Source organism: Allorhizobium sp. DMC15 (genome assembly GCF_056314065.1).
On the sequence record NZ_JBQUZB010000003.1, the window covers coordinates 168,283 to 192,156 of the forward strand.

Consider the following 23,874-nt stretch of genomic DNA (forward strand, 5'->3'; position numbering starts at 1 on the left):
GCAGTTAAGCATTCAGGAGCAGACATGACCGGTAAACTCTATGGCCTCGGTCTCGGCCCCGGCGATCCGGAACTGCTGACGCTGAAGGCGCATCGCATCCTGACGGGCTGCCCGGTGGTCGCCTATCCGGCGCCCGATACCGGCCCGAGCTTTGCCCGCCAGATCGCGGCTCCCTATCTGACCACCGCCCAGCTGGAGGTGCCGATCATCGTGCCGATGCGGGTCGAGCGCTTTCCGGCCCAGGACATCTATACCCAGGCCGCGGAGACGCTGTCGCATCATCTCGATGCCGGCTCTGATGTCGCCGTGCTCTGCGAGGGCGACCCCTTCTTCTACGGCTCCTTCATGTATCTCTTCGAGCGTCTCGCCGACCGGTATCCGACCGAGGTCGTGCCGGGCGTCTCCTCGATGATGGCCGCAGCCGCAGGCCTCGGACGGCCGCTTGCGGCCCGTAACGACGTCTTGACCGTGCTGCCAGGGCCTCTCTCCGATCAAGAATTGGCGGCCCGCATCGAAGCGTCCGGCGCCGTCGCGATCATCAAGCTTGGCCGGCACTTCGCCCGGATCCGCGCGCTGATCGAGAGCCTCGGGCTGACCGCACAGGCGGGCTATGCGGAGCGCGTCAGCCTTGCCGAACAGAAGCTCACGCCGCTTGCCGAGGTGTCCGAGGACACCGCGCCGTATTTCTCGATGATCCTGATCTACAAGGGTGACGAGCGCTGGCATCCGGCACTTGCCAAGACGGCGGGAAGCGGGCCCTGATGACGGGTATCGTCGCATCCCCGGCCAAACCGGCCGTCGTCATCCTCAGTGAGGCAGCCGCTTTGCTTGGCCGCCGCATTGCGGCGGAACTTAATGGAGAGCTGCATGGTGCCGCCTCGCGCGTGACGGACGCTGATATCCGTTTTCCTTCTGCCAAGGACCATGTCCAGGAGCTGTTTTCCGCCGGCCGGCCAATCGTTGCCGTCATGGCATCCGGCGTTTTGATCCGACTGCTCGCCCCGCTGCTCTCCGATAAACACACCGAGCCCCCGGTGCTCGCCGTCGCCGAGGATGGCTCCTCCGTCGTGCCGCTGCTCGGGGGACACCACGGCGCCAATGACCTTGCGCGGCAGATCGCCTCGGCGCTCGGCGCCCATGCCGCGATTACCACGGCCGGCGATCTCAAGTTTGGCGTGGCACTCGATCAGCCGCCTGATGGTTATGTGCTTGCCAATCCTGATAAGGCCAAGGCTGTGATGGCGGAGCTAGTTGCGGGGGCGGGTGTGCGGCTCGTTGTTGATAGCGTTGCGGTTACCCCCGTCTGGCCTGCCGGCCATCTCCCCCACAAGGGGGGAGAACGGAACGCCGCCGATGTTGGCGGTGAGGCCGGCAGCGAAGCGAACGCCCACTCTCCCCCCTTGTGGGGGAGATGTCACGAAGTGACAGAGGGGGGTGCTGTTTCGCAGATCGCCGCCTGGCTCATCCAATCCAGACTTCCATTCCAACAAGAGGCCCGCGTGACGCTCTCCGTGACCGAAAAACAGAAGACCGCAGGCGAGCTGGAACTCGTCTATCATCCGAAGACGCTGGTGCTCGGCATGGGCTGCGAGCGGCATGCAAAGCCGGAAGAAGCCATCGCACTCGCCGAGCAAGCGCTCGCAAAGGGTGGTTTCGCGAGGGAAAGCCTGGCGGCCATCTGCTCGATCGACCTGAAGGCGGATGAGACGGCGATCCATGCGGTGGCCGCCCATTTCGGCGTGCCGGCCCGCTTCTTCACGGCATCTACGCTCGAATCTGAGGCGCCGCGTCTGAAGAACCCGTCCGAGGTGGTCTTTGCCGAAGTCGGCTGCCATGGCGTGGCGGAAGGGGCAGCCCTTGCGGCTGTCGGCGCTGCGGGCGAACTCGTCGTCGAAAAGATCAAGTCGAAGGGCGCTACGGCCGCGATCGCCAAGGCTGCTGACATCCTCGACACGAAGACGATCGGCCGTGCCCGCGGCACGCTTTTCGTCGTCGGCATCGGCCCGGGTTCGGACGGCTGGCGGTCGCCCGAGGTCTCGCGCATGGTCCAGGCCTCGACCGATCTCGTCGGCTACTCGCTCTATCTCGACTTGCTCGGTCCGCTCGCCGATGGCAAGACCCGCCACGATTTCGACCTCGGCAAGGAAGAGGCCCGCGTCGTGCATGCGATGGAGCTCGCGGGTGAGGGCAAGACGGTGGCGCTCGTCTGCTCCGGCGATGCCGGCATCTATGCCATGGCGACGCTGGTGTTCGAACTCTTCGACAAGGGCGGCATCACCGACGCTGCAAGCCGCATCGAAGTGCAGGTTTCACCGGGCATCTCCGCACTCCAGGCCGCCGCCGCCCGAATCGGCGCGCCGCTCGGCCATGATTTCTGCACCATCTCGCTTTCGGATCTTCTGACCCCCTGGGAGCATATCCGCCGCCGGGTGAAGGCAGCAGGAGAGGGCGACTTTGTCATCGCCTTCTACAATCCCGTCTCGATGAAGCGCCGCACGCAGCTGGCTTACGCCCGCGACGAATTGCTGAAATATCGCCCGGCCGCGACCCCCGTCATCCTCGCCACCAATCTCGGCCGCGAGGGCGAAAACGTCCGCACCGTGCCGCTGGGCGAATTGAACGTCGACGATGTCGACATGCTGACCGTCGTGGTGGTCGGCTCGTCGGAGAGCCGGACGGTGACAACAGGCGACGGCAAGACCTGGGTTTACACGCCTCGCGGTTATTCGGGGAAAGCAGACAGTGGCATGAAGGGAAGTGAAGCATGACCGTCTATTTCATCGGCGCCGGCCCCGGAGCCCCCGATCTGATCACCGTGCGCGGCCTGCGCCTCATCGAGCGCTGCCCGGTCTGCCTCTATGCCGGCTCGCTGGTGCCGGAGGAGATCGTCAAGGCGGCGCCCGAGGATGCACTCGTCAAGGATACCGCCCCCATGCATCTCGACGAGATCATCGCCGAGATTGAGGCCGCCCATGAACGCGGCGAGGATGTCGCGCGCGTGCATTCTGGCGATCCCTCGATCTATGGCGCGATCGCCGAACAAATGAGACGCCTCGATGCACTCGGTATCCCCTATGATGTCGTGCCCGGCGTGCCGGCCTTTGCCGCGACCGCAGCCCGGCTGAAGACAGAGCTGACGCTTCCTGAGATCGCCCAGACGGTCATCGTCACCCGCACCGAGATGAAGGCATCCTCGATGCCGGAATTCGAGACGCTGGAGATTTTGGGCAAGTCGCGGGCGACCCTTGCGATCCATCTGTCGATTCGCAATCTCACCCATATCCGCGATACGCTGACGCCCTATTACGGCGAGGATTGCCCTGTGGTGATCGCCTATCGCTCCACCTGGCCGGATGAACTCTTCATCCGCACCACCTTGAAGGACATGGCGGAGGAAGTGCGCAAGGCGAAGATCACGCGGACCGCCCTGATCATGGTCGGCAAGGTCTTCGGTCATGTCGAGTTCCGCGACAGCGATCTCTACAATTCCGGTTTCAGCCATGTGCTGCGCAATGTCGGGAAAAAGAAGAAGGCGAGCGCCTGAGCGCGCGTCTTCACGTCGTCACGCTCTAGGTCTATCGTCGCGCCCACCCGACGGACTGCGGTCAACAACAACAAGAAAAGGACTTTTCTCATGCATAAGGTGATCTTCGATACGGATCCGGGCGTCGACGACGCCATGGCGCTCCTCTTCCTGCACCATCATCCGGAGATCGACCTCCTGGGCATCACCACCGTCTTCGGTAATGCCGAAATCGATGTGACCACGCGCAACGCGCTCTTTTTGAAGCGCGAATGGAAGATCGATGCGCCCGTCGCACGCGGCGCCGGCGATACCTTCCTTCCGCACCGTGTCAGCCACGAGCCGCCGAAATTCATCCATGGCGACGACGGGCTTGGCAATATCGGCGTGCCTGAGGTGATGGATGTGCATCCCGATCCGCGGCCTGCCCATCGCTTCATCGTCGACACGGTTCGCGCCAACCCGGGCAAGGTGACCATCGTGGCCGTCGGTCGCATGACCAACCTCGCCAATGCGCTGAAGGAAGACCCGGAGATCGTCAATCTCGTCAAGGAGATCGTCATCATGGGCGGCGCCTTCGACGTCAACGGCAATGTGACGCCGGCCGCCGAAGCCAATATCCATGGCGACCCGGAAGCTGCCGACGTCGTGATGACTGCTCGCTGGCCGGTCGTCGTCGTCGGACTTGATGTCACCATGCAGACGGTGATGACCCGCAGCCAGCTCGCCGATATCAGGGACGCCGCCGGCACCAGCCGCGCGCGCCTGCTCTTCGACCTCTCGCAGTTCTACATCGATTTCTACGAGGGCCTGGTCGATGACGGCATGGTCGTGCATGACAGCTGCGCTTGCGTCTACGTCGTGGCGCCGGAACTCTTCAAGACCCGCAGCGGTGTGATCCGGGTCGTTTGCGGCGGCATTGCCGATGGCCAGACGATCCAGAAGCCGGATGGCCGTGGTTTCGGTCCCTCCGACTGGGACGGTGACCTGCCGAGCCAGAAGATCTGCACGGAGATCGACGCACCGGCCGTGCTCAGGCTCATTCACGACGTGATCGTTGCAGTCCGGGAGGACTGAGTCGCGCCGCCGAGCAGACAAAGAAAAACCCCGGATCTACCTGCAGATCCGGGGTTTTTTTATCTATTCTGGTCCGGCCGAAGCCGGGGCCGATCAGCCGTTGACGGCGTGACGGGCAACGCGACGGATGTCTTCGCGGCCGATACCGAGGTCACGCAGTTCACGGTCCGACATGCGGCCGAGTTCGGTGATGGTCTGACGATACTTGCGCCAGTTGTTGAGCGAGCGAGCGATGTTCATTTGGGTCTACCTCTTTGGTGGTTTGGACCCGTCCGTGGGCCCGTCGAATTTGTTGATCCGAATATATGCTGCGATGCGAAATGATTGAAGACATAATGCGGTAGGGCACCTATGCGCCAGACGCATATCAATCGATTTAACACTTTGTTAAGTGATGCTTTTTTGAGCGTTTGCATCCGTCAGGACAGCGGCGGCCAAACAGGCGCTGTTCGACATGGCGATCATTCTGGATACTGAGCGAGGAGAGTCAGGGCAAAAAAATAACGCTCACCGGGGGAGGAGGTCCGGTGAGCGTCATTTTTACAAGCCAACGACTGGGAGGAGGAGTGTCGTCGGCCAATCGATCCCGCTTTGGGAGGAGGAGTAAGCGGGTCGAAGAAGAAGCGCCAGAAGTTCCGTCGCTCTGTTGAAAATGAATATAAGCGAGGCATACGAGTTTGTGCAGTGCAATAATGGCATGAGAGGCATGCGGATGGCGCATGGAAGAGGCTGGCTCCCGGAAATGGGCGGAGCGAAAGGCTTGTCTTTGCGCGCCCGCGATTGCAGATTGGCGCGAGGTTATGGGGGCGAGCAGGCATGTATCGCGGCAGGTTAAAGAACGATCTGGAAGACTGGACAAAGCGCGGGTTGATCGATGCGCAGACGGCGCGGCTGCTGCTGGAGGACGTTGATTCCCGGGGCGGCCGTTTCAGCATGGGAACGGTCCTGTCGATGTTCGCGGCGGCTCTCATCGCAGCATCGCTCCTGATGCTGGTGGCGGCCAACTGGGAGGCGATCCCGCGAATCGTCAGGGTAGGCGGCATCTTTGCGCTGATCTGGATCTTCCACGGCGCGGCGTTCGCCGCCCGGTCATGGGGAGCCGACCGAATTGCTGCGGCATCGCTGGTGCTGGGGGCTGCGACCTTCGGCGGCGCGATTGCCCTGATCGGCCAACTCTATCACCTCTCGGGCGATACCTTCTCGGCCATGTTCCTCTGGTTCACGGTGACGGCGGTTTCAGCGGCTCTTTTCCGGTCCGGCGCGTTGGCGGTTGTTGCAGGCGCACTCTCTCTTGTTGCTTTCGGCGTCAGCTTCGACAGCTTCGGCTGGGATGTTGCGGGGCATGGTATCTGGACCTGGTGGCCACCCTTCGGTGCTATCGCGATCTTTGCGCTGGCGCATTGGACCGGTGCTTACCGTGCCAAGCATTTTGGCTACCTGTTGCTGCTTAGCTGGCTGTGGTGGGTCGCGATCATCGACAGGGATATTGCCTGGGCACTCTCGATCGCGCTGGTCGCCACGATTGTGTTCTTCGCCCTGACAATGCCGCGCTCGCCGCTGGCCGCTCTCCATCGGCGGCTTGGAGCGTCCGCCGGCTTTTATGCTTTGCTTCTGGCCTTCTCGGCATTTGCCTTCGTCCAGGTGCAGCTCCTGGATGCGATGGCGGTTGCCCTCCTCGGCGCCGCCATTCTCGGGCTTGCGATCGCAGCCATTGCGCTTGAAGGCCGCGACAACGGGGCCGTGCGTTTCCTGGCCTATGCGGCCTTTGCCGCGGAGATCCTCTACCTGTCCTACGAAACCATCGACAGCATTCTCGGCACCTCCGCCTTCTTCCTTCTGTCGGGCCTGGTGGTGGCCGTTCTCGCTTTCCTTGTGGTCCGCCTCGAAAAACGATTCTCCCGTCGAACTGCCGAGGTGAGCCCATGATCGCCGCAAAACCCTTTGCCGCCGTCGCCTTTTTTGTCGCCCTCGCGCAGACGGCGATCCTCGGGTCGATGATCGAGGGCCGCGCCTCGATCCTGCGCACAGGCACAGAGGTTCTCCTGAAAACGGCACCGGTCGATCCGCGCGACCTGCTGCGCGGCGATTATGTCATTCTGTCCTATGACATTTCGAACATCCCGAACTCCGCAATCAAGGGCGAAAAGCCACCGGCTGGTGCCTCTCTGCCGATCAATGTCCGGATCGCACCGGGTACGGATGGCTTCTGGACTGTCACAGAGGCCTCGTTCGGGCCTTTGGCGGCCCAGCCGGACAGTGTCGTCCTCAGGTCCCTGCCGGTGGAAATCTATGATTGGCAATGGACCGAAGGCGGTTCGTTCATGGTCTCCTACGGCATAGAAAGCTATTACGTTCCGGAGGGTGAGGGCCGACCGATCGAAGACGGGCGCAACGAGGGCCAAGTTTCTGTCGCCGCGCGTGTATCGGATACCGGTCAGGCACAGATTCGCTCCCTGATGCTCGACGGTCAGCCGCTCTACGAGGAACCGCTGTACTGAGCAGGTCATGCGTGGCCTGCAATGCCTGTGGAGCCGGGTCTGCCGGCTTCGCGACCCTGTCATTTTTCCTTTGCGTGGGCAAAAACGGGTGTTATAGAGACGCGCGCTCCGGAGGGGCCATGCGCGAACGCAGCATGCGCTTTTGGACGCGGGTATGGTGAAATTGGTAGACACGCCAGATTTAGGTTCTGGTGCCGCAAGGCGTGGGAGTTCAAGTCTCTCTACCCGCACCAGCTGGGCCGCGCGGGATGGATAAGAGACGCAATTGATTGTGGCTCTCATCATCCGGCGCCGTTTTGCTTGGCAGAATGTTTGATTGCGACGCAGCCACGTCCGGGAAAATGAATTCCGGCGTCGTGCTCAGTGAAACCACCGGCTGCCCGAGCACGGCCGCCACGACATGAAGGTAAGAACATGCAGGTTATCGAAACGCTCGCTGAAGGGCTGAAGCGCGAAATCAAGGTCGTGATCCCGGCCAAGGACATGGAACAGCAGATGAACGAGCGTCTGGCTGACGTGAAGGACAAGGTCCGGATCAACGGCTTCCGCCCGGGCAAGGTGCCGGTTTCCCACGTCAAGAAGATGTACGGCAAGTCGATCATGGCTGAACTCGTCAACGAGATCATCCGCGACCGTCCGAGCGCAATCCTGTCGGAGCGCGGCGAAAAGTCGGCGACCCAGCCGGAAATCGCCATGACCGAGGACGAAGCCGAAGCCGAAAAGATCCTGAGCGCCCAGGCTGACCTCGAATTCACGCTGTCCTACGAAATCATTCCGGCCATCGAACTGAAGCCGGTTGACGGCATCAAGGTCACCCGCGAAGTGGTCGAAATCTCGGAAGACGAGATCAACGAGCAGATCCTAAAGATCGCCGAAAGCGCCCGCTCGTTTGAGACCAAGAAGGGCAAGGCCGCCGACGGCGACCGCGTCACCATGGACTACCTCGGCAAGGTCGACGGCGTTGCCTTCGACGGCGGCAAGGACGAAGACGCCGAGCTGGTCATCGGCTCGAACCGTTTCATTCCGGGCTTCGAAGATCAGCTGGTTGGCCTGAAGGCCGGTGACGAAAAGGTCATAACCGTGACCTTCCCGGCCGACTACCCGGCTGCCAACCTCGCTGGCAAGGAAGCCACCTTCGACATCACCGTCAAGGAAGTGGCAGCTCCGGCCAAGACCGAAATCAACGACGATCTGGCCACCAAGCTCGGCGTCGAATCGGTCGAGAAGCTCAAGGAAATCGTTCGCGGCCAGATCGAAAGCCAGTATGGCAACGTCACCCGTCAGAAGGTCAAGCGTCAGATCCTCGACCAGCTCGACGCGATCTACAAGTTCGAAGCGCCTTCGAAGTTGATTGATGCCGAGTTCGAAAACATCTGGCGCCAGATCAACACCGATCTCGCTCAGTCCGGCAAGACCTTTGCTGACGAAGACACGACGGAAGAAGCAGCTCGCGAAGAATACCGCACGCTCGCCGAGCGCCGCGTTCGCCTCGGCCTCGTTCTCTCCGAAATCGGCGAAAAGGCCGGCATCGAAGTGACCGACGAGGAAATGCAGCGTTCGCTCTTCGCCCAGCTGCAGCAGTTCCCGGGCCAGGAAAAGGAAATACTGGAATTCTTCCGCAAGACCCCGGGTGCCGCCGCTTCGCTCCGCGCCCCGATCTTCGAAGAAAAGGTCATCGACAAGCTGCTGGCTGACGTCACCGTCACCGACAAGACCGTGACCAAGGAAGAGCTGCTGGCCGAAGACGCCGAAGAAGGCGACAAGCCGAAGAAGGCCGCTTCCAAGAAGAAGGCCGCTGCCAAGGCTGACGACGCTGCCGAAGGCGAAGAAGCCGCTCCGAAGAAGAAGGCTGCTCCGAAGAAGAAGGCCGCCGAAGGCGACGCCGAGTAATCTTCATGCTTTGATGAAATTCGGAAAAGCCGTCCCTTGTGGGCGGCTTTTTCGCGTTTGGCGATAGACAGTGCGAACGCTGTCGTTTCTCGGGGAAGGATGATGTCCAATGCAGATCCAGCTCATTCGAGGCGCGACCCTCATCGTCGAGATGGCCGATACACGCCTGCTGATCGATCCTTGGTTGGCCGAGAGGGGACAGGGCCGCAGCTATTCCGGCCGCGCGCAATCGCCCTTGGTCGGCCTGCCACTGCCTGTCGAGGACATCCTCGAGGGTGTCGACGCGATATTGGTCTCCCACCTGCATTCCGACCATTTCGACGAGGTGGCACAGCGGCTGATCCCGAGGGGCATGCCGATTCTCTGCCATGGTCGCGATGCAGATGCGATCCGGGCCATGGGCTTTGAGCAGGTGCTGGAGGTGGGCGAGGGAATCGACGTCGGGCGAGTTCATGTCCGCACCACGGACGGTCAGCACGGTCCACCTGAGGTCCTTGGTGACATGGGCGAGGTGAGCGGGTTCCTGCTCTCTACCATTGATGAACCGCTGCTCTACTGGGCCGGCGACACGATCCTCTGTCCAGCGGTCGAGGCGGTGCTCGAACGCGAGCGTCCGGCCGTGGTCGTGGTTCATGGCTGCGGCGCGCTGTGGAACGGCGAGGGGCCACTGGTGATGGATGGAGATATGGTGCTCGAAACAGCGCGAGTTGCGGCTGGGGCGGCCGTTGTCGTGACCCATCTCGACGCGGTCGACCATGCGACCGTATCGCGTGCCGATATCAGGCGCCTGACTGCGGCCGGCGCGCGAGGCGCCGACCGTCTGGTCATTCCCGAAGACGGCGAGATCCTGAAGTTCTGACCCGGCCGCCTTGGTTATCCTCAGCGCCAGCCGAGACCCGGTGCCACATGGGTCAGGATCGCTTCGATGACATGCGCGTTGTAGGCAACGCCGAGCTGGTTCGGCACGGTGAGCAGCAGCGTGTCGGCTTCGGCGATCGCCTCATCGCGCTTCAGCTCGTCGATCAGCCGATCCGGTTCGGCGGCATAGGACCGACCGAAGATGGCGCGCGTGTTCTCGTCGATGAACCCGATCGAATCCTTGTCCTTGCTCTGCCCGAAATAGGCCCGGTCCATGTCGTTGACGATGGCAAAGATCGAGCGACTGACCGAGACACGCGGTGTCCGGCTGTGGCCGGCTTCCTTCCAGGCCTCCCGATAGGCGCGGATCTGCTTGGCCTGCTGGACATGGAAAGGTTCACCCGTTTCGTCATCCTTCAGCGTCGAACTCTGCAGGTTCATGCCCTGCTGTGCGGCCCAGACAGCGGTCGCGTTCGAGCCGGACCCCCACCAGATGCGCTCGCGCAAACCTTCGGAATGCGGCTCCAGACGCAGGAGGCCGGGCGGGTTCGGGAACATCGGACGCGGATTCGGCTGGGCGAAACCCTCGCCCTTCAGCACGTCGAGGAACACCTCGGCATGGCGGCGTCCCATGTCTGCATCGCTCTGTCCTTCTTCTGGCTGATAGCCGAAATAGCGCCAGCCTTCGATCACCTGCTCCGGAGAGCCGCGGGAGATGCCCAGCTGTAGCCGGCCGCGGGAGATGAGGTCGGCAGCTCCGGCGTCTTCTGCCATGTAGAGTGGGTTTTCGTAGCGCATGTCGATGACGCCGGTTCCGATCTCGATCTTCGAGGTCCGGGCGCCGACGGCAGCCAGCAGCGGGAAGGGTGAAGCAAGCTGACGGGCGAAGTGATGGACACGGAAATAGGCGCCGTCAGCGCCGAGTTCTTCGGCAGCGACTGCGAGGTCGATCGACTGGAGAAGCGTGTCCTGCGCCGAACGTGTGCCAGACTGAGGAGAGGGCGACCAATGGCCGAAGGAGAGAAAGCCGATTTTTTTCATCATCATGCACCTGCGTAATGGAAGTTGGACCCTAGATGGCATCGACGCGTGCCACACCATAGACCAGAGCCGGTGACAGACTGTTTCCGTGGCAAAGACGGCGCTCGTTCGGCCCGATCAGAAACGGTGCTTTTCCCGCCGTTCCACCGAGAGCAGGCCCGCCACCCCTGATAGCGTCAGGACAAGGCCAAGCCACGCCGCCTCCGAATATCCGAGGAAATGCGAACCGATGGCGAAGGCACCAGCGTTGAGACCGTTCCCGAGAAACGAGTTGATCGGCAGGAAAGCGGTGCCGAGACCGGGGCGTCCCGGAAAGAGGTCCTGGAAATAATTGAGCGGCAAAGCGAGAAGGGCGGCGGCAAACGCTGCCCCTGGCAACGCCAGCGCATAGATGTGCCAGGGCGCCGAAGCAAAACTCAGAGCGACCATATATGCGCCGTAGCCAAGCGCGGCCGTCACGATAATGCCGATGATACTATGCCATTTGAGCAAATGCGCCCACATCAGCATGAACGGGATTTCGGTGAGCGCTGTCATGCCTGCTATCAGGCCGACATCCGCGGTCTTTCCGCCGAGCTTGAGCGTGAGGATCAGTGGCCAGATCGTGCCACTCAAGCGCAGTGTCGAGGTGATCGCGGCAATCGAGACCATGCGGACCAGCATGGTGGGTGCGGTGAGTTCCTTAAGCGCGGCGCCGAAGCCGGGGCCGGATGCCTTGCCCGGCGCCCGTGCGGGCGGTGACTTGAGGATCAGCGTCGCGCAAGTCAGGATGAACAGGCAAAAGAGCGCGGCGATCCCCCAGGCACCGATCATGCTTCCGGAGCCGCCGAGCGCCAAGCCAAGTCCCGCCGGCGTCAGTACCCAGGCGGCGGACACGACAGCGCGCAAGGTGGCATTGATGGAAGCGGCTTCCGCCGGCGCGATCTCGCCCGTCTCCAGCCGCGCGCTGGCGAACAACAGAGAGCTGGTGGCATAGAAAAACGGCACCACGAGCGAGGTTGCGCCCAGGAAGACTGGAACGGAGGGAAGAAGGTAGATCGACCCATAACCGATGACGCCCAGTGCCGACATCGCGATCAGCATGTGGCGTCGGTCGCCCAGCATGTCGGACAGGATGCCCAGCGACACGCTGATAGTGACGGCTGAAACCGACGAGACGAGCATCAGAAGTGAATAGGCCTGGTCGCTCATGCCGAGCGTTCCGATGGCCGTCACCGAGAGATAGGGGATGGTGGCGCCGAATGCCGAGCCCTGGGCGAAGATCATCAGCGACAAGACGAGCAATTGCGGGCGGCCGGCAATCTGGCCGAAGGATGAAAACATGAAAAGATCTCTGCGGCAGCCGCAGCGGGGAGAGCCGCCGGTGGCGGAGTGGAAACACCGCTACCTTTGCACGAGTCGTCGCTCGCGTCAGCTTCAATGGGAGGTGAGGTGCACCTTTGCTCGCCAGCGGGTCATTCGGCCGCTTTGCGCTCGATCTTCTCGACCTTCAGTTCGCCCATGCGGTTCCAGGCGTCGAGCCCTGCAATCTTGTAGGCTTCCGCGAGCGTCGGGTAATTGAAGGTGTTCTCGACGAAATACTCGACCGTGCCTTTGAGATTGAGTACGGCCTGGCCGATATGGACGAGTTCGGTCGCGCCTTCTCCGACGATATGGACGCCGAGCAGCCGACGCGTCTTGTGCGAGAAGATCATCTTCAGCATGCCACTGTCGAGGCCCATGATGTGGCCGCGCGACGTCTCGCGGAAATGCGCTATCCCCGTTTCATAGGGAATCCCGCGCTGGATAACTTCCTCTTCCGTCAGGCCGCAGGTGGAGATTTCCGGAACGGCATAGATTCCATAGGGGAAGAACTGCGGCGGATCATGCGCGGGCGCGCCGACCGCATGGCGGGCAGCGATTCGGCCCTGTTCCATCGACGTCGAGGCGAGCGACGGGAAACCGACGACGTCGCCAGCCGCATAGATGTTCGGCAGTGAAGTCTGGAAAGTCTCGGGATTGACCTTGAGGCGGCCGCGATTGTCGGCTTCGAGGCCGATCGCCGACAGATTGAGCGTGTCGATGGCGCCGACGCGGCCGGCGGCGTAAAGCACCATTTCAGCCATCAGAACGCGGCCATTTTTCAGGGTGACGCGACACTTGCCATCGATCTTTTCGACAGTTTCCACCGTCTGGCCGAAGATCAGCTTCATATTCCGGTCACGCAGCTGATAGGTGAAGTCTTCGACGATTTCCTTGTCGATGAAGTCGAGCATCGTGTCGCGCGGCTCGACCACGGTGACGGCCGTGTCGAGTGCCGAGAAGATGGTTGCATATTCGATGCCGATGACGCCGGCGCCGATGACGATCATCGAGCGCGGCAACTCCTTGATCTCCAGGATTTCATCGCTGTCGAGCACGCTTACGCCGTCGAAGGGAATGTGCGTCGGACGGAACGGTCGCGTACCGACCGCCAGCAGTACAGTGTCTGCCTTGACGTGCAGAACTTCGCCGTCGTCCTTGGTCACCTCGATCGTGTGCAGATCGAGAAAGCGTGCGGTGCCCCGCATTTGCGAAACGCGGTTGCGGGAAAACTGGTGCTCCAGCACCTCGACCTCGTGATCAAGGGTGATCAGCAGACGGCGACGGAGGTCTTCCGCTTTGATTTCCTGCTTGACGCGGTAGCTGCGACCATAAAAGCCGCGCTCACGCCAGCCGGTCAAGTTGAGAGCCGTCTCGCGCAGCGTCTTGGACGGGATGGTTCCGGTGTGCACGGACACGCCGCCCACTCGCGTCCCCTTTTCGATCACGAGCACCTTCTTTTCCAGCTTGGCCGCCTGGATCGCCGCGCGGCGTCCGGCCGGTCCGCTGCCAATCACGACGAGGTCATACTGGTTCATGGGGCGCCTCTGATTCGTCAAAATTCATGCTGCGGTGCAATGTCGCGCACAAAACATAGCAGGGCAATCTAACTGTTTCATTATCATGCGATGGGATTGGCGATGATCTTGGTCCGGCAACGGCAGTTTCGAGGCCGCAATGCGGCTAAATCAGCCGCAGACCTCGCAAGCTGGCATGCCCGTCCTTGCCGATGATGATGTGGTCGTGGACGGTGATTCCAAGCGGCTTGGCCGTGTCGACGATGGTTCTCGTCATGTCGATATCGGCCCGGGACGGTGTCGGATCGCCACTTGGATGATTATGGACGAGAATGATGGCGGTGGCCGACAGCTCGAGAGCCCGCTTCACCACCTCGCGCGGATAGACCGGAGTGTGGTCGATCGTTCCCCGTCCCTGGATCTCGTCCGCAATCAGGACATTGCGCTTATCGAGGAAGAGAATGCGGAACTGCTCGGTAGCTTCATAGGCCATGGCGGCATGGCAATAATCGATCACCGAGGACCAGGAGGAAAGTACGTGTTTTTCGCGCAGTTCGCTCTTCAGCATGCGCTGGGCGACATGGGCGATCAGTTTCAGGTCGAGCGCCACGGTCTCGCCCACACCCTTCACCTCCTGCAACAAGGCGGGCTGTGCGCCCAGCACACCCGCCAAAGTCTGGAAGCGGGCGATCAGGGCCTTGGCGATCGGCTTCGTGTCCCGTCGCGGGATCAGCCGGAAAAGCAGGAGTTCCAGGAGCTCGTAGTCGGCAAGCGCAGTCTCTCCACCATCACGGAAACGGTTACGAAGGCGTTCCCTATGTCCGAGGTAGTGTGCTTCCGGTTGCATCGTCGCACGCGTGGAAGTCGCTTTCGCTAAGTTTTTGCCGCGCGTCGGCTGTTCTGCAAAGAAGCTGCGTTCGTCGAAGGAACCGTCCGGGAGGACTTCGCCCGGTCCGAACAGATCACCGGGATTTTGCATCACAGCACCCTCGGCAGGCGAAGGTTCGTCTGAGAACGGAAGCTTGCGCGTCATACCACCCCAATCCTGACCATCATGGTCGAGCGGCCCGCCGCCGCAGGAATATAGTGACACGACTGCTGCCGCGCGCAAGTTCAAGTTGCGATAAGGTGTGTCGGCGTCTTCGACGGGTCAGCCGAGGCCGGGGCGATCGAGACCCGCAGGCGACAAAGTGAAAATCTCGCAGCCTGTGGAGGTCACGCCGACCGTATGTTCGTATTGGGCTGTGAGCGACCGGTCGCGGGTGACCGCCGTCCAGCCGTCCGAGAGCACTTTCACATGCGGCTTGCCGAGATTGATCATCGGCTCGATGGTGAAGATCATGCCCTCACGCATTTCCGGACCCTCGTCAGCCTTGCCGTAATGCAGGATGTTCGGGCTGTCATGGAACAGCCGGCCGACCCCATGGCCGCAGAAGTCGCGCACCACCGAGCAGCGCTCGCCTTCCGCATAGGTCTGGATGGCCTGGCCGATCGCACCCGTGCGCGCACCGGGGCGCACTGCCGCAATGCCGCGCATCAGACACTCATGGGTGACTTCCATCAGCCGTTCCGCCGCCCGCTTGATCTGGCCAACCGGATACATGCGGCTGGAATCGCCATGCCACCCGTCGAGCAGGAAGGTCACGTCGATATTGACGATATCCCCGTCCCGCAGCGGCTTGTCATCAGGCATGCCGTGACAGACCACATGATTGATCGACGTGCAGACGGAATATTTGTAGCCGCGATAATTCAGTGTCGCCGGCAGGGCGCCGTGATCGGCACCGAATTCGAAGACAAAGCGATCGATCGCGGCCGTTGTCACCCCCGGCTTCACCATCGGCACCAATGCGTCGAGACAGCGCGCCGTCAGCTGGCAGGCGCGGCGCATGCCCTCGAAGGCCTCGGCATCATAGAGCCTGATAGCGCCGGTGTTTTTCAGCGGCGCAGTTGCCGCGTCGATATAGGTGACCATGGGGTGGCTTTCGAAACGTCTAATCTAGGATCTTGGCCGTTCATAAAGCACGCAGACCGTCTTCGTCTATCGGGATGAGGCTTTCGGGTACGATTTTGAACGGATCGAGCGCGCATCTGATTGCATAGGCCTCAACGCCTCGGGCAATGGCCCGGTTGAAGGCGCGGCCGTATCCCGGATCGAGATCGCCGCAGATCTTCAGCCTCTTGCAGTCGGCACGCTGGACCACGAACAGCATGGCGGCTCGAAAACCGGTCTCGACCAGATCCCCCATCTCGTCGAGATGTTTGGCACCGCGTGTCGTCACGCTGTCCGGGAACTCGGCCAAGCCCGCCTCGCGGGTGAAATGCACGTTCTTCACTTCGACATGCACGCTGCCCTTTGCCGGATCTTGAAGCAGGATATCGATCCGGGAATTGCGACCGTAACGCTGCTCGCGCTTCAGTACGGCAAAACCGGCAAGGGCAGGGATCAACCCGGCCAGGATCGCTTCCTCCGCCAAGCGGTTCGGCAACGCGGTGTTGACGCCGACGATGGTCTCGTCCGCCTCTATCAGTTCGAACGCGTGACTATATTTGCGGTTAGGTGCGTCGTGGTGTGACAGCCAAACCCGCGCTCCGGGAGTGGTCAGGCCCCGCATCGAGCCGGTATTGGGGCAAAATCCGGTGATCTCGCGGCCGTCGTCGAGCACGGCGTCGAACAGGAATCGTTTGTAACGGCGGACAAGCGTGGCAGGCACCAGAGGCGGATCGAAGATCACTTAGAGATATGCCTCCGCGTCACACGCGCACCAGCACGTTGCGGCCGGGGGCGTCGGCGATCGCGTTGAGCGCCGCACCGCCCGGTTTACGCGCGGGCACGTGGGAATCGTCCAGGCTCTCGATCCACCTCTGCCAATGCGGCCACCATGAGCCGGGCGTTTCCTTGGCCGTCTGCACCCAGTCCTCGTAGTTTCCGACGGCCGGGCCATTGGTCCAGTACTGGTACTTCGTCTTGTCCGGAGGGTTGACGACACCGGCGATGTGGCCGGAGCCGGACAGCACGAACTCGACCGGACCGCCGAACAGGTTGCTCCCGACAAACACCGATTTCGCAGGCGCAATGTGGTCTTCTCGGGTGGCGAGATTGTAGATCGGGATGGTGACGTCCTTGAGCGACAGCCGCTTGCCGGCGAGTTCCATCTTGCCCTGGCTGAGCGTGTTGTTGAGGTAGCAATTGCGCAGGTAGAAGGAGTGGTTGGCGGCCGCCATGCGAGTCGAATCGGAGTTCCAGTAGAGCAGGTCGAACGGCGTCGGATCCTGGCCCTTCAGGTAGTTGTTGACGAAATAGGGCCAGATCAGTTCGGACGCGCGCAGCATGTTGAAGGCCGCCGCCATCTTCGAGCCGTCGAGAAAGCCCGTCTCCTGCATCCGCTCTTCCAGGCTGTGCAACTGGCCTTCATCAACGAAGACCTTGAGGTCGCCGGCAAAGGTGAAGTCGACCTGGGTGGTGAAGAGTGTCGCGCTCTTGATCCGTTCGCGTTTCTCCTGTGCATGCAGGGCGAGCGCGGCTGCGAGCAACGTGCCGCCGACGCAATAACCAATGGCATTCACCTCTTTCTCGCCGGTCGCCTTCTCGATGGTGTCGAGCGCGAAGTCGACGCCCTCGCGGATATAGGCCTCCCAGTCCTTCTTGGCATGTCGTTCATCCGGGTTGACCCAGGAGATGACGAAGACCGTCTGTCCTTGATCGACACACCACTTGATGAAGCTCTTCTGCGGGTTGAGGTCCAGGATATAGAACTTGTTGATCCAGGGCGGGCAAATCAGAAGAGGGCGCTTCAGCACCGTTTCGGTCGCTGGCTCGTACTGAATGACCTCGCAAATGTCGCTTTGGGCGATCACCTTGCCGGGCGTAATCGCCATGTTCTCGCCGACCGCAAACTTGCTCGTATCCGTCTGGCGGATGCGAAGATCGCCGCCACCGGCTGCGATGTCCTCGGCAAACATCTGCATGCCCTTCACCAGATTGGCGCCGCTGCTGGCCACGGTTTCCCGATAGAGCTGTGGGTTCGTCGCGACGAAGTTGGCGGGCGAGAGCGCTGCCGTGATCTGTCGCATGTAGAAATTGGCCTTGTGCCGGGTATGCTCGTCCAGCCCCCCGGCTTCGCTCACCATCTTTTCGGCCCATTGCGACAGGACGAGATAGGTCTGACGCAGGAAGTCGAAGAAGGGATTGCGCTGCCAGTCTTCGTCAGAAAAACGCTTGTCCTTCGGAAGCGGGTCGTCGATTGGCTGCTGTGGTTCGGCGAATCGCGTCATCGACCGGCTCCACACGCCGAAGATGGCATTGAGCAGATGAGTCTGCGCCTCAAGGGTCCGCTTCGGATCCGACATCCAGTATTCGGCAACCTTGCCCATGGTCTTCACGAGCTCGGCGACAGGCTCCGAGACCGGATCGGACAGCTCTCCGCCCTGTCGGGGCTCAAGCCAGGCCGATGCCGCTTTTCCCAGGTTTTCGAGTGCTCTGGCAGCGTTGACGGCCAGCGCCTGGGGATCCTTGATGATATAGGGTTCGATCAGCTTCGGATCGAATGCAGCGCCAGCTCCGGTCTCCTCCCGCATCCTGTCCATGGTGTCCTCCCCGGGGATTGTTCTGGCGTCTTTTGTGTTTGCCTATCCTGCATGAAAACGACTACAAGTTCCAGCGATTGGGACATAGTCTTTCGCAGGTGGCCGATCACTGCACCCTTGCAGGGCGTCACTGCTGCGAAGAAGCGATATATCGAGGCCATGGTGGAGAGCTTGAGCATTATCTTTGGTCGCAGCAGGCATGCCGCACTCTTTTGTCTTCTGGCGCTCGGCGCCGGAGCCGGATGCCAGTCGACCCCTGCGCCCACGGCCGCACCGGCAGCGACGGGTCTCGAAGTCACCGTCGAGGATGCCGACCAGCCGCAGCCTGCCGCGCCGCGACCGACCTACGCGGACGGCTACCCGAGTTTCGCCGGATCGCTGAATGCGGCAAATGTCCAGATGACCAACGAAGAGGCGCAAGCCCTCCAGTTTCGCCTGACCGCGCTGAGCAAGGCGCGCAAAGCCGGCACCATCTCGGAAGCGGAGTATCAGGCGAAGCTTGCGGAACTGCGAAAGCTGGCCGCCGAGCACGGTGCAGATACCCAGGCGCTGATTGCCAAATAGCACTTGCGTTCGAGCGGGATTTTCCGCAAAGCAGCCTGGGCGTAACAGCGTGCTTTTTCGGTCCGGGCAAGGCCCTGAACCGGATTTGTGACAAGATTTGCTGTCAGCGCTCTGGTTGGGATACCATCACCCGTCTCCGGTTTTGCGGTTCGTTGCGGAGCGTGTGTTCACTGGGAAAACGAGCGCGCCTGCCGCGGTTATGATCCGCGCGGTTTCAGGGGTTGAAGATGGAAGAGTTTCACAAAGTCCGGCGCCTGCCGCCCTACGTTTTCGAACAGGTCAACCGTTTGAAGGCGAGCGCGCGAGCCGGTGGGGCCGACATCATCGACCTCGGCATGGGCAATCCTGACCTTCCGACCCCGCAGGCGATTGTCGACAAGCTGTGCGAAGTCGTGCAGGACCCGCGCACCCATCGTTATTCCTCGTCAAAGGGCATTCCGGGCCTGCGTCGCGCCCAGGCGGCCTACTACGCCCGTCGTTTCAACGTGAAGCTCAATCCCGACACGCAGGTCGTCGCCACCCTCGGCTCCAAGGAAGGCTTCGCCAACATGGCGCAGGCGATCACTGCACCCGGTGACGTCATTCTTTGCCCGAACCCGACATATCCGATCCATGCCTTCGGCTTCCTGATGACCGGCGGCGTCATCCGCTCGATCTCGATCGAGCCGGACGAGACCTTCTTCCCGCCGCTCGAGCGTGCCGTGAAGCATTCGATCCCGAAGCCGCTGGCGCTGATCATCAACTACCCTTCCAACCCGACGGCGCGTGTGGCGAGCCTCGACTTCTACAAGGACGTCATCGCGTTTGCGAAGAAGCATGACATCATCGTGCTGTCAGACCTTGCCTATTCGGAAATCTACTTCGATGGCGATCCGCCGCCCTCCGTACTCGAAGTACCGGGCGCCATCGACTGCACCGTCGAATTCACCTCGATGTCCAAGACCTTCTCCATGCCCGGCTGGCGCATGGGCTTTGCCGTCGGCAACGAGCGGCTGATCTCGGCGCTGACCCGCGTGAAGTCCTACCTCGACTATGGTGCGTTCACGCCGATCCAGGTGGCTGCCACCCATGCGCTGAACGGCGATGGCTCCGACATCGCGGAAGTCCGCAATGTCTACAAGCGCCGCCGCGACGTCATGGTCGAGAGCTTCGGCAAGGCCGGCTTCGAAGTGCCGCCGCCGGCGGCCACCATGTTCGCCTGGGCGAAGATCCCTGAGAAATTCCGCCATCTCGGTTCGCTGGAATTCTCCAAGCTGCTGGTCGAAAAGGCCGATGTGGCCGTGGCCCCCGGCATCGGCTTCGGTGAAATGGGCGACGAATATGTCCGTCTCGCCCTCGTCGAGAACGAGCACCGCATCCGCCAGGCCGCGCGCAATATCAAGAAGTTCCTGTCGACGGCCGACGAGACGATGCACAACGTGATTTCGCTCAACGCCCACCGTTGAGTTCACGTTGATCCAAGGCGGTCCGTTCAGGACCGCCTCACTTCCTTTTCGATGACGTCAGGAATGCCTCATGGCAAATGCGCTTAAAATCGGCGTGGCGGGTCTCGGCACCGTCGGTGCCTCGCTCGTCCGTATTCTCCAGACCCGCGCCAATGCGCTCGCCGTCGCCTGCGGTCGCCCGATCACGGTCACGGCGGTCTCTGCCCGCGATGCCTCCAAGGACCGCGGCATCCTGATGGATGGCATCGCCTGGTATGCCGATCCGGTTGAGATGGCAATGCGAGCCGATATCGACGTTTTCGTCGAGCTTGTCGGAGGAGCCGAAGGGGCTGCCGAACAGTCGGTCCGTGCAGCTCTCGTCCGCGGCCTGCATGTCGTCACCGCCAACAAGGCCCTTCTGTCGCGCCATGGCGTTGAGCTCGCCAAACTCGCCGAGGAGAAGGGACGCCTCCTGAACTACGAAGCGGCGGTCGCTGGCGGCATCCCGGTCATCAAGACGCTGCGTGAGTCGCTCACCGGCAACAACTTCTCCCGCATCTACGGGATCATGAACGGCACCTGCAATTACATCCTGACCCGGATGGAACGCGAGGGCCTGTCCTTCGCGGATTGCCTCAAGGAGGCCCAGCGCCTCGGCTACGCGGAAGCTGATCCGAGCTTCGACATCGAGGGCAATGATACCGCCCACAAGCTGTCGATCCTGACGACGCTGGCTTTCGGCTGCGAGATCTCTGCAGACAAGATCTACCTCGAAGGCATCACCAATATCTCGATCGAGGACATTCATGCGGCAGCCGACCTTGGCTACCGCATCAAGCTCCTGGGCGTTGCCCAGAAGACGGAGAGCGGCATCGAGCAGCGCGTTCACCCGACCATGGTCCCGCTCGACAGTGTCATCGCGCAGGTGGACGGCGTGACCAATGCAGTGGCGCTCGAATCCGACATCCTCGGTGAGCTGCTGATGGTTGGCCCCGGCGCTGGCGGCAATGCCACGGCCTCCGCCGTACTCGGCGACATAACCGATATCGCCAAGAGCCGCCCGGGCGCGCAGGAAGTGCCAGTCCTCGGCCGTCCCGCCCATTTGCTCGAGCCGTATCGCCAGGCCGAAATGCAGAGCCACGAAGGTGGCTACTTCATCCGACTGACGGTGCAGGATCGCACCGGGGTGTTTGCCAGCATCGCGGCCCGGATGGCCGAAAATGCGATCTCGCTGGAATCCATCGTCCAGCATTCGAAGCAGCCGACAACCGCGGATCGTCCGCAGACGATCATCCTCGTGACCCACGCGACGATGGAGAGTGCCGTTCGCAAAGCGGTCAGCGCCATCAAGGGCGAAGGTTATCTGATTGGTGAACCCCAGGTGATCCGCATCGAACGACCAAAGGGTTGATCGGGCACGCTCTGGATGGGAGTAAACTGCGGGTCTGTGGCGATCGCGCTGCACGGCGCTGGCTTTTGATCCACAGGCTTGGGCTGTTTCTGGACATCGGGCCGTAGCGTCCAAGCTGCACTCGGGCTAGGGATACCAGGTCGAGTAACGATGTCCGGTGACGAGGCGTCATGGCGATGGTGTGATGAAGCGCGTCCATCGACGCCCGCCCGGTCATCCAGAGAGCAGGCATGTCCAACGAACCCGTTGATCCCGTCATCCGCGCATTCCTTGGTGTCGACCAGTCGGCAAGCGGGCAGCGCTGGATGTCGCGCGCGGATCAGGCGGCTCTCAACCGCGCGCTTGCCATCAGCCAGATTCACGGCATCCCGGAACTGGTCGCCCGCGTGCTCGCCGGTCGTGGCGTCGGCGTCGATGATGCGCCGGCATTTCTCGACCCGACCATCCGCAGCCTAATGCCCGATCCCTCGACCCTGACTGATTGCGACAAGGCAGCCGAACGCATCGCGGCAGCCGTGAATGCAAAGGATCGTGTCGCCATTTTCGGAGACTACGACGTTGATGGCGCAGCGTCGTCGGCGCTGATGTTGCGTTTCCTGCGGCATTTCGGCATCGAAGCGGAGATCTACATTCCAGACCGGATCTTTGAGGGGTATGGACCGAACGCTGCGGCGATCGACCAACTCATCGAACGGGGCGCCAATCTCCTGATCACGGTCGACTGCGGGTCGACAAGCGTCGAGGCGCTGGGTGCCGCGGAGCGGCGGGGCGTCGACGTGGTCGTCATCGACCACCACCAGATGGGGCATGAGATGCCGGTCTGCCATGCGCTGGTCAATCCGAATCGCGAGGACGATCTGTCGAGGCAGGGGCATCTCTGCGCCGCCGGCGTGGTTTTCATGGTGTTGGTGGCAACCCTGCGCCGTCTGCGGGAGGCGGGCCATCCCTATGCCCGCTCGCTTGATCTACTCGCCTGGCTCGACCTCGTGGCCCTTGCCACGGTCTGCGACGTGGTGCCACTCAAGGGGCTGAACCGCGCCTACGTCACTAAGGGCCTGATTGCCGCCCGTCATCAGAACAATGCCGGGCTTGCCGCCCTGCTGAAGGTCGCGGGCATCGGCGGACCCGTCACGCCCTATCATTTCGGCTTTCTCGTGGGCCCGAGAATCAATGCCGGCGGTCGCATTGGCGACGCCGCCCTCGGCAGTCGCCTGCTGACCCTCGACGACCCCGCTGAAGCCGAGCAGATCGCTGCAAAGCTCGACGAACTGAACCGCGAGCGTCAGGCTATGGAAGCGATCATGCTGGCCGAAGCCGAGGCGGAAGCGCTGGCCGAATACGGGACGGGTGAAAAGGCCGGCGTGATCGTCACCGCCAAGGATGGCTGGCATCCCGGCATCGTCGGACTACTCGCTGCGCGGCTCAAGGAGCGGTTCAAGCGTCCGGCTTTTGCAATCGCCTTCGATTCCATGGGGAAGGGGACGGGCTCTGGCCGCTCGATCAACGGCTTCGACCTCGGACGAATGGTCCGAGCCGCCGTCGACAACGGGCTTCTGCTGAAGGGTGGTGGGCACGCTATGGCAGCCGGTCTCACCGTCGAGCGCGGCAATCTTGGCCGCCTGCGAGGCTTTTTCGATGAACAGGCCACGGCCCAGGTGTCGGCACTGGCGGCGAACCAGACGCTGAAGATAGACGGCGCAATCGGCGCCTCGGGCGCAACGCTGGCTCTGGTCGACCAGCTCGAATCGGCGGGTCCCTATGGCTCGGGTCATCCGCAGCCGATTTTTGCCGTTCCGCTGCACAGATTGAGGGATGTCCGGCCGGTGGGGACCACCCATATCAAGGTCACCTTGGAAGGCATGGACGGATCGCGACTCGACGGTATCGCCTTCCGCGCCGCCGAGACCGATCTCGGGCATTTCCTGATGAACAGCCGCGGCAATCAGATCCACGTCGCCGGCACCTTGAGCGCCGACCACTGGCAGGGCAACAGGCGCGTCCAGTTTCGAATTCTCGACGCCGCAAAGGCACCGTGATTGCTGTCTCTACGATGATAGTGGGGAAGTCGAAGTGGCACGCCCTAGGGGAGTCGAACCCCTCTTCCCAGAATGAAAATCTGGTGTCCTAACCGATAGACGAAGGG

The 23,874-nt window shown here is 61.9% G+C and carries 20 protein-coding genes and 1 tRNA gene; 13 read left to right on the forward strand and 8 right to left on the reverse strand.

Translation table 11 applies throughout. The annotated features are described in order from the left end of the window. Positions 1 to 24 precede the first annotated feature (24 nt). From cobI to ACT53S_RS15080, 4 genes are all read left to right on the forward strand, one after another. The gene (cobI, locus tag ACT53S_RS15065) at positions 25 to 762 is read left to right on the forward strand and encodes a precorrin-2 C(20)-methyltransferase (protein ID WP_476067600.1); all 738 of its coding nucleotides are present in this window, start codon (positions 25 to 27) and stop codon (positions 760 to 762) included. Further along, a complete protein-coding gene (gene cobJ, locus ACT53S_RS15070; RefSeq protein ID WP_476067601.1) occupies positions 762 to 2,768 on the forward strand; it encodes a precorrin-3B C(17)-methyltransferase in 2,007 nt (668 codons plus the stop codon). Before cobI ends, cobJ begins: the two co-directional genes overlap by 1 nt. After that, entirely contained in the window at positions 2,765 to 3,544 is a 780-nt protein-coding gene (gene cobM / locus ACT53S_RS15075) for a precorrin-4 C(11)-methyltransferase (RefSeq protein WP_476067602.1), read from the forward strand. The genes cobJ and cobM overlap by 4 nt, the downstream gene beginning before the upstream one ends. Positions 3,545 to 3,634: 90 nt before the next feature. Beyond that, positions 3,635 to 4,600, forward strand: coding sequence for a nucleoside hydrolase (locus ACT53S_RS15080; RefSeq protein ID WP_476067603.1), 966 nt, complete (start codon positions 3,635 to 3,637; stop codon positions 4,598 to 4,600). Positions 4,601 to 4,693: 93 nt separating this feature from the next. On the opposite strand, the gene ACT53S_RS15085 is transcribed toward ACT53S_RS15080, so the two are convergent. After that, a complete protein-coding gene (locus ACT53S_RS15085) occupies positions 4,694 to 4,840 on the reverse strand; it encodes a DUF1127 domain-containing protein (RefSeq protein ID WP_006728511.1) in 147 nt (48 codons plus the stop codon). Positions 4,841 to 5,416: 576 nt separating this feature from the next. On the opposite strand from ACT53S_RS15085, the gene ACT53S_RS15090 reads away from it, so the two are divergent. From ACT53S_RS15090 to ACT53S_RS15110, 5 genes are all read left to right on the forward strand, one after another. After that, positions 5,417 to 6,526, forward strand: a complete 1,110-nt coding sequence (locus tag ACT53S_RS15090; RefSeq protein ID WP_476067604.1) for a DUF2157 domain-containing protein — start codon at positions 5,417 to 5,419, stop codon at positions 6,524 to 6,526. Further along, positions 6,523 to 7,098, forward strand: coding sequence for a GDYXXLXY domain-containing protein (locus ACT53S_RS15095; protein ID WP_476067605.1), 576 nt, complete (start codon positions 6,523 to 6,525; stop codon positions 7,096 to 7,098). Before ACT53S_RS15090 ends, ACT53S_RS15095 begins: the two co-directional genes overlap by 4 nt. Before the next feature lie 148 nt (positions 7,099 to 7,246). Continuing rightward, positions 7,247 to 7,331, forward strand: a tRNA-Leu gene (locus ACT53S_RS15100). 181 nt (positions 7,332 to 7,512) lie between these two features. Beyond that, a complete protein-coding gene (gene tig / locus ACT53S_RS15105; RefSeq protein WP_476067606.1) occupies positions 7,513 to 8,988 on the forward strand; it encodes a trigger factor in 1,476 nt (491 codons plus the stop codon). 109 nt (positions 8,989 to 9,097) lie between these two features. Continuing rightward, on the forward strand, positions 9,098 to 9,847 hold the full coding sequence (locus ACT53S_RS15110) for an MBL fold metallo-hydrolase (RefSeq protein ID WP_476067607.1): 750 nt from the start codon (positions 9,098 to 9,100) through the stop codon (positions 9,845 to 9,847). A gap of 20 nt (positions 9,848 to 9,867) precedes the next feature. On the opposite strand, the gene ACT53S_RS15115 is transcribed toward ACT53S_RS15110, so the two are convergent. The 7 genes from ACT53S_RS15115 to phaC form a co-directional block, all read right to left on the reverse strand. Continuing rightward, a complete protein-coding gene (locus ACT53S_RS15115; RefSeq protein WP_476067608.1) occupies positions 9,868 to 10,887 on the reverse strand; it encodes an LLM class flavin-dependent oxidoreductase in 1,020 nt (339 codons plus the stop codon). A 117-nt stretch (positions 10,888 to 11,004) separates the two neighbouring features. Further along, positions 11,005 to 12,210, reverse strand: a complete 1,206-nt coding sequence (locus ACT53S_RS15120; RefSeq protein ID WP_476067609.1) for an MFS transporter — start codon at positions 12,208 to 12,210, stop codon at positions 11,005 to 11,007. Positions 12,211 to 12,341: 131 nt separating this feature from the next. After that, entirely contained in the window at positions 12,342 to 13,766 is a 1,425-nt protein-coding gene (gene sthA / locus ACT53S_RS15125; protein ID WP_113377430.1) for a Si-specific NAD(P)(+) transhydrogenase, read from the reverse strand. A gap of 145 nt (positions 13,767 to 13,911) precedes the next feature. Then, on the reverse strand, positions 13,912 to 14,724 hold the full coding sequence (gene radC, locus ACT53S_RS15130; RefSeq protein ID WP_476067932.1) for a RadC family protein: 813 nt from the start codon (positions 14,722 to 14,724) through the stop codon (positions 13,912 to 13,914). Positions 14,725 to 14,895: 171 nt separating this feature from the next. Further along, positions 14,896 to 15,720 (reverse strand): type I methionyl aminopeptidase, encoded by an 825-nt coding sequence (map, locus tag ACT53S_RS15135; RefSeq protein ID WP_113377431.1) that lies wholly within the window; start codon positions 15,718 to 15,720, stop codon positions 14,896 to 14,898. A 40-nt stretch (positions 15,721 to 15,760) separates the two neighbouring features. After that, positions 15,761 to 16,480, reverse strand: a complete 720-nt coding sequence (gene sfsA / locus ACT53S_RS15140) for a DNA/RNA nuclease SfsA (protein WP_476067610.1) — start codon at positions 16,478 to 16,480, stop codon at positions 15,761 to 15,763. Positions 16,481 to 16,499: 19 nt separating this feature from the next. Beyond that, a complete protein-coding gene (gene phaC, locus ACT53S_RS15145) occupies positions 16,500 to 18,332 on the reverse strand; it encodes a class I poly(R)-hydroxyalkanoic acid synthase (protein WP_476067611.1) in 1,833 nt (610 codons plus the stop codon). Between the two features lie 159 nt (positions 18,333 to 18,491). On the opposite strand from phaC, the gene ACT53S_RS15150 reads away from it, so the two are divergent. The 4 genes from ACT53S_RS15150 (at position 18,492) to recJ (ending at position 23,767) form a co-directional block, all read left to right on the forward strand. Then, positions 18,492 to 18,896: an SHOCT domain-containing protein gene (locus ACT53S_RS15150; RefSeq protein ID WP_113377434.1), complete on the forward strand. Its 405-nt coding sequence runs from the start codon at positions 18,492 to 18,494 to the stop codon at positions 18,894 to 18,896. 227 nt (positions 18,897 to 19,123) lie between these two features. Beyond that, positions 19,124 to 20,341 carry an LL-diaminopimelate aminotransferase gene (locus ACT53S_RS15155; RefSeq protein WP_476067612.1) on the forward strand — a complete coding sequence of 406 codons (1,218 nt, stop codon included), beginning with the start codon at positions 19,124 to 19,126 and terminating at the stop codon, positions 20,339 to 20,341. A 70-nt stretch (positions 20,342 to 20,411) separates the two neighbouring features. Continuing rightward, a complete protein-coding gene (locus ACT53S_RS15160) occupies positions 20,412 to 21,731 on the forward strand; it encodes a homoserine dehydrogenase (protein WP_476067613.1) in 1,320 nt (439 codons plus the stop codon). 230 nt (positions 21,732 to 21,961) lie between these two features. Then, positions 21,962 to 23,767, forward strand: a complete 1,806-nt coding sequence (recJ, locus tag ACT53S_RS15165; RefSeq protein WP_476067614.1) for a single-stranded-DNA-specific exonuclease RecJ — start codon at positions 21,962 to 21,964, stop codon at positions 23,765 to 23,767. Positions 23,768 to 23,874: the final 107 nt, after the last annotated feature.

Bases quoted from the DNA above. Each gene is read 5' to 3' on its own strand.
- tig (WP_476067606.1), top strand. From the start codon at position 7,513: ATGCAGGTTATCGAAACGCTCGCTGAAGGGCTGAAGCGCGAAATCAAG.
- cobI (WP_476067600.1), top strand. From the start codon at position 25: ATGACCGGTAAACTCTATGGCCTCGGTCTCGGCCCCGGCGATCCGGAA.
- cobM (WP_476067602.1), top strand. From the start codon at position 2,765: ATGACCGTCTATTTCATCGGCGCCGGCCCCGGAGCCCCCGATCTGATC.
- ACT53S_RS15090 (WP_476067604.1), top strand. From the start codon at position 5,417: ATGTATCGCGGCAGGTTAAAGAACGATCTGGAAGACTGGACAAAGCGC.
- ACT53S_RS15120 (WP_476067609.1), bottom strand. From the start codon at position 12,210: ATGTTTTCATCCTTCGGCCAGATTGCCGGCCGCCCGCAATTGCTCGTC.
- ACT53S_RS15150 (WP_113377434.1), top strand. From the start codon at position 18,492: ATGGTGGAGAGCTTGAGCATTATCTTTGGTCGCAGCAGGCATGCCGCA.
- ACT53S_RS15155 (WP_476067612.1), top strand. From the start codon at position 19,124: ATGGAAGAGTTTCACAAAGTCCGGCGCCTGCCGCCCTACGTTTTCGAA.
- ACT53S_RS15095 (WP_476067605.1), top strand. From the start codon at position 6,523: ATGATCGCCGCAAAACCCTTTGCCGCCGTCGCCTTTTTTGTCGCCCTC.
- ACT53S_RS15160 (WP_476067613.1), top strand. From the start codon at position 20,412: ATGGCAAATGCGCTTAAAATCGGCGTGGCGGGTCTCGGCACCGTCGGT.
- recJ (WP_476067614.1), top strand. From the start codon at position 21,962: ATGTCCAACGAACCCGTTGATCCCGTCATCCGCGCATTCCTTGGTGTC.
- ACT53S_RS15110 (WP_476067607.1), top strand. From the start codon at position 9,098: ATGCAGATCCAGCTCATTCGAGGCGCGACCCTCATCGTCGAGATGGCC.
- phaC (WP_476067611.1), bottom strand. From the start codon at position 18,332: ATGGACAGGATGCGGGAGGAGACCGGAGCTGGCGCTGCATTCGATCCG.
- ACT53S_RS15115 (WP_476067608.1), bottom strand. From the start codon at position 10,887: ATGAAAAAAATCGGCTTTCTCTCCTTCGGCCATTGGTCGCCCTCTCCT.
- radC (WP_476067932.1), bottom strand. From the start codon at position 14,724: ATGCAAAATCCCGGTGATCTGTTCGGACCGGGCGAAGTCCTCCCGGAC.
- ACT53S_RS15080 (WP_476067603.1), top strand. From the start codon at position 3,635: ATGCATAAGGTGATCTTCGATACGGATCCGGGCGTCGACGACGCCATG.
- sthA (WP_113377430.1), bottom strand. From the start codon at position 13,766: ATGAACCAGTATGACCTCGTCGTGATTGGCAGCGGACCGGCCGGACGC.
- ACT53S_RS15085 (WP_006728511.1), bottom strand. From the start codon at position 4,840: ATGAACATCGCTCGCTCGCTCAACAACTGGCGCAAGTATCGTCAGACC.
- map (WP_113377431.1), bottom strand. From the start codon at position 15,720: ATGGTCACCTATATCGACGCGGCAACTGCGCCGCTGAAAAACACCGGC.
- cobJ (WP_476067601.1), top strand. From the start codon at position 762: ATGACGGGTATCGTCGCATCCCCGGCCAAACCGGCCGTCGTCATCCTC.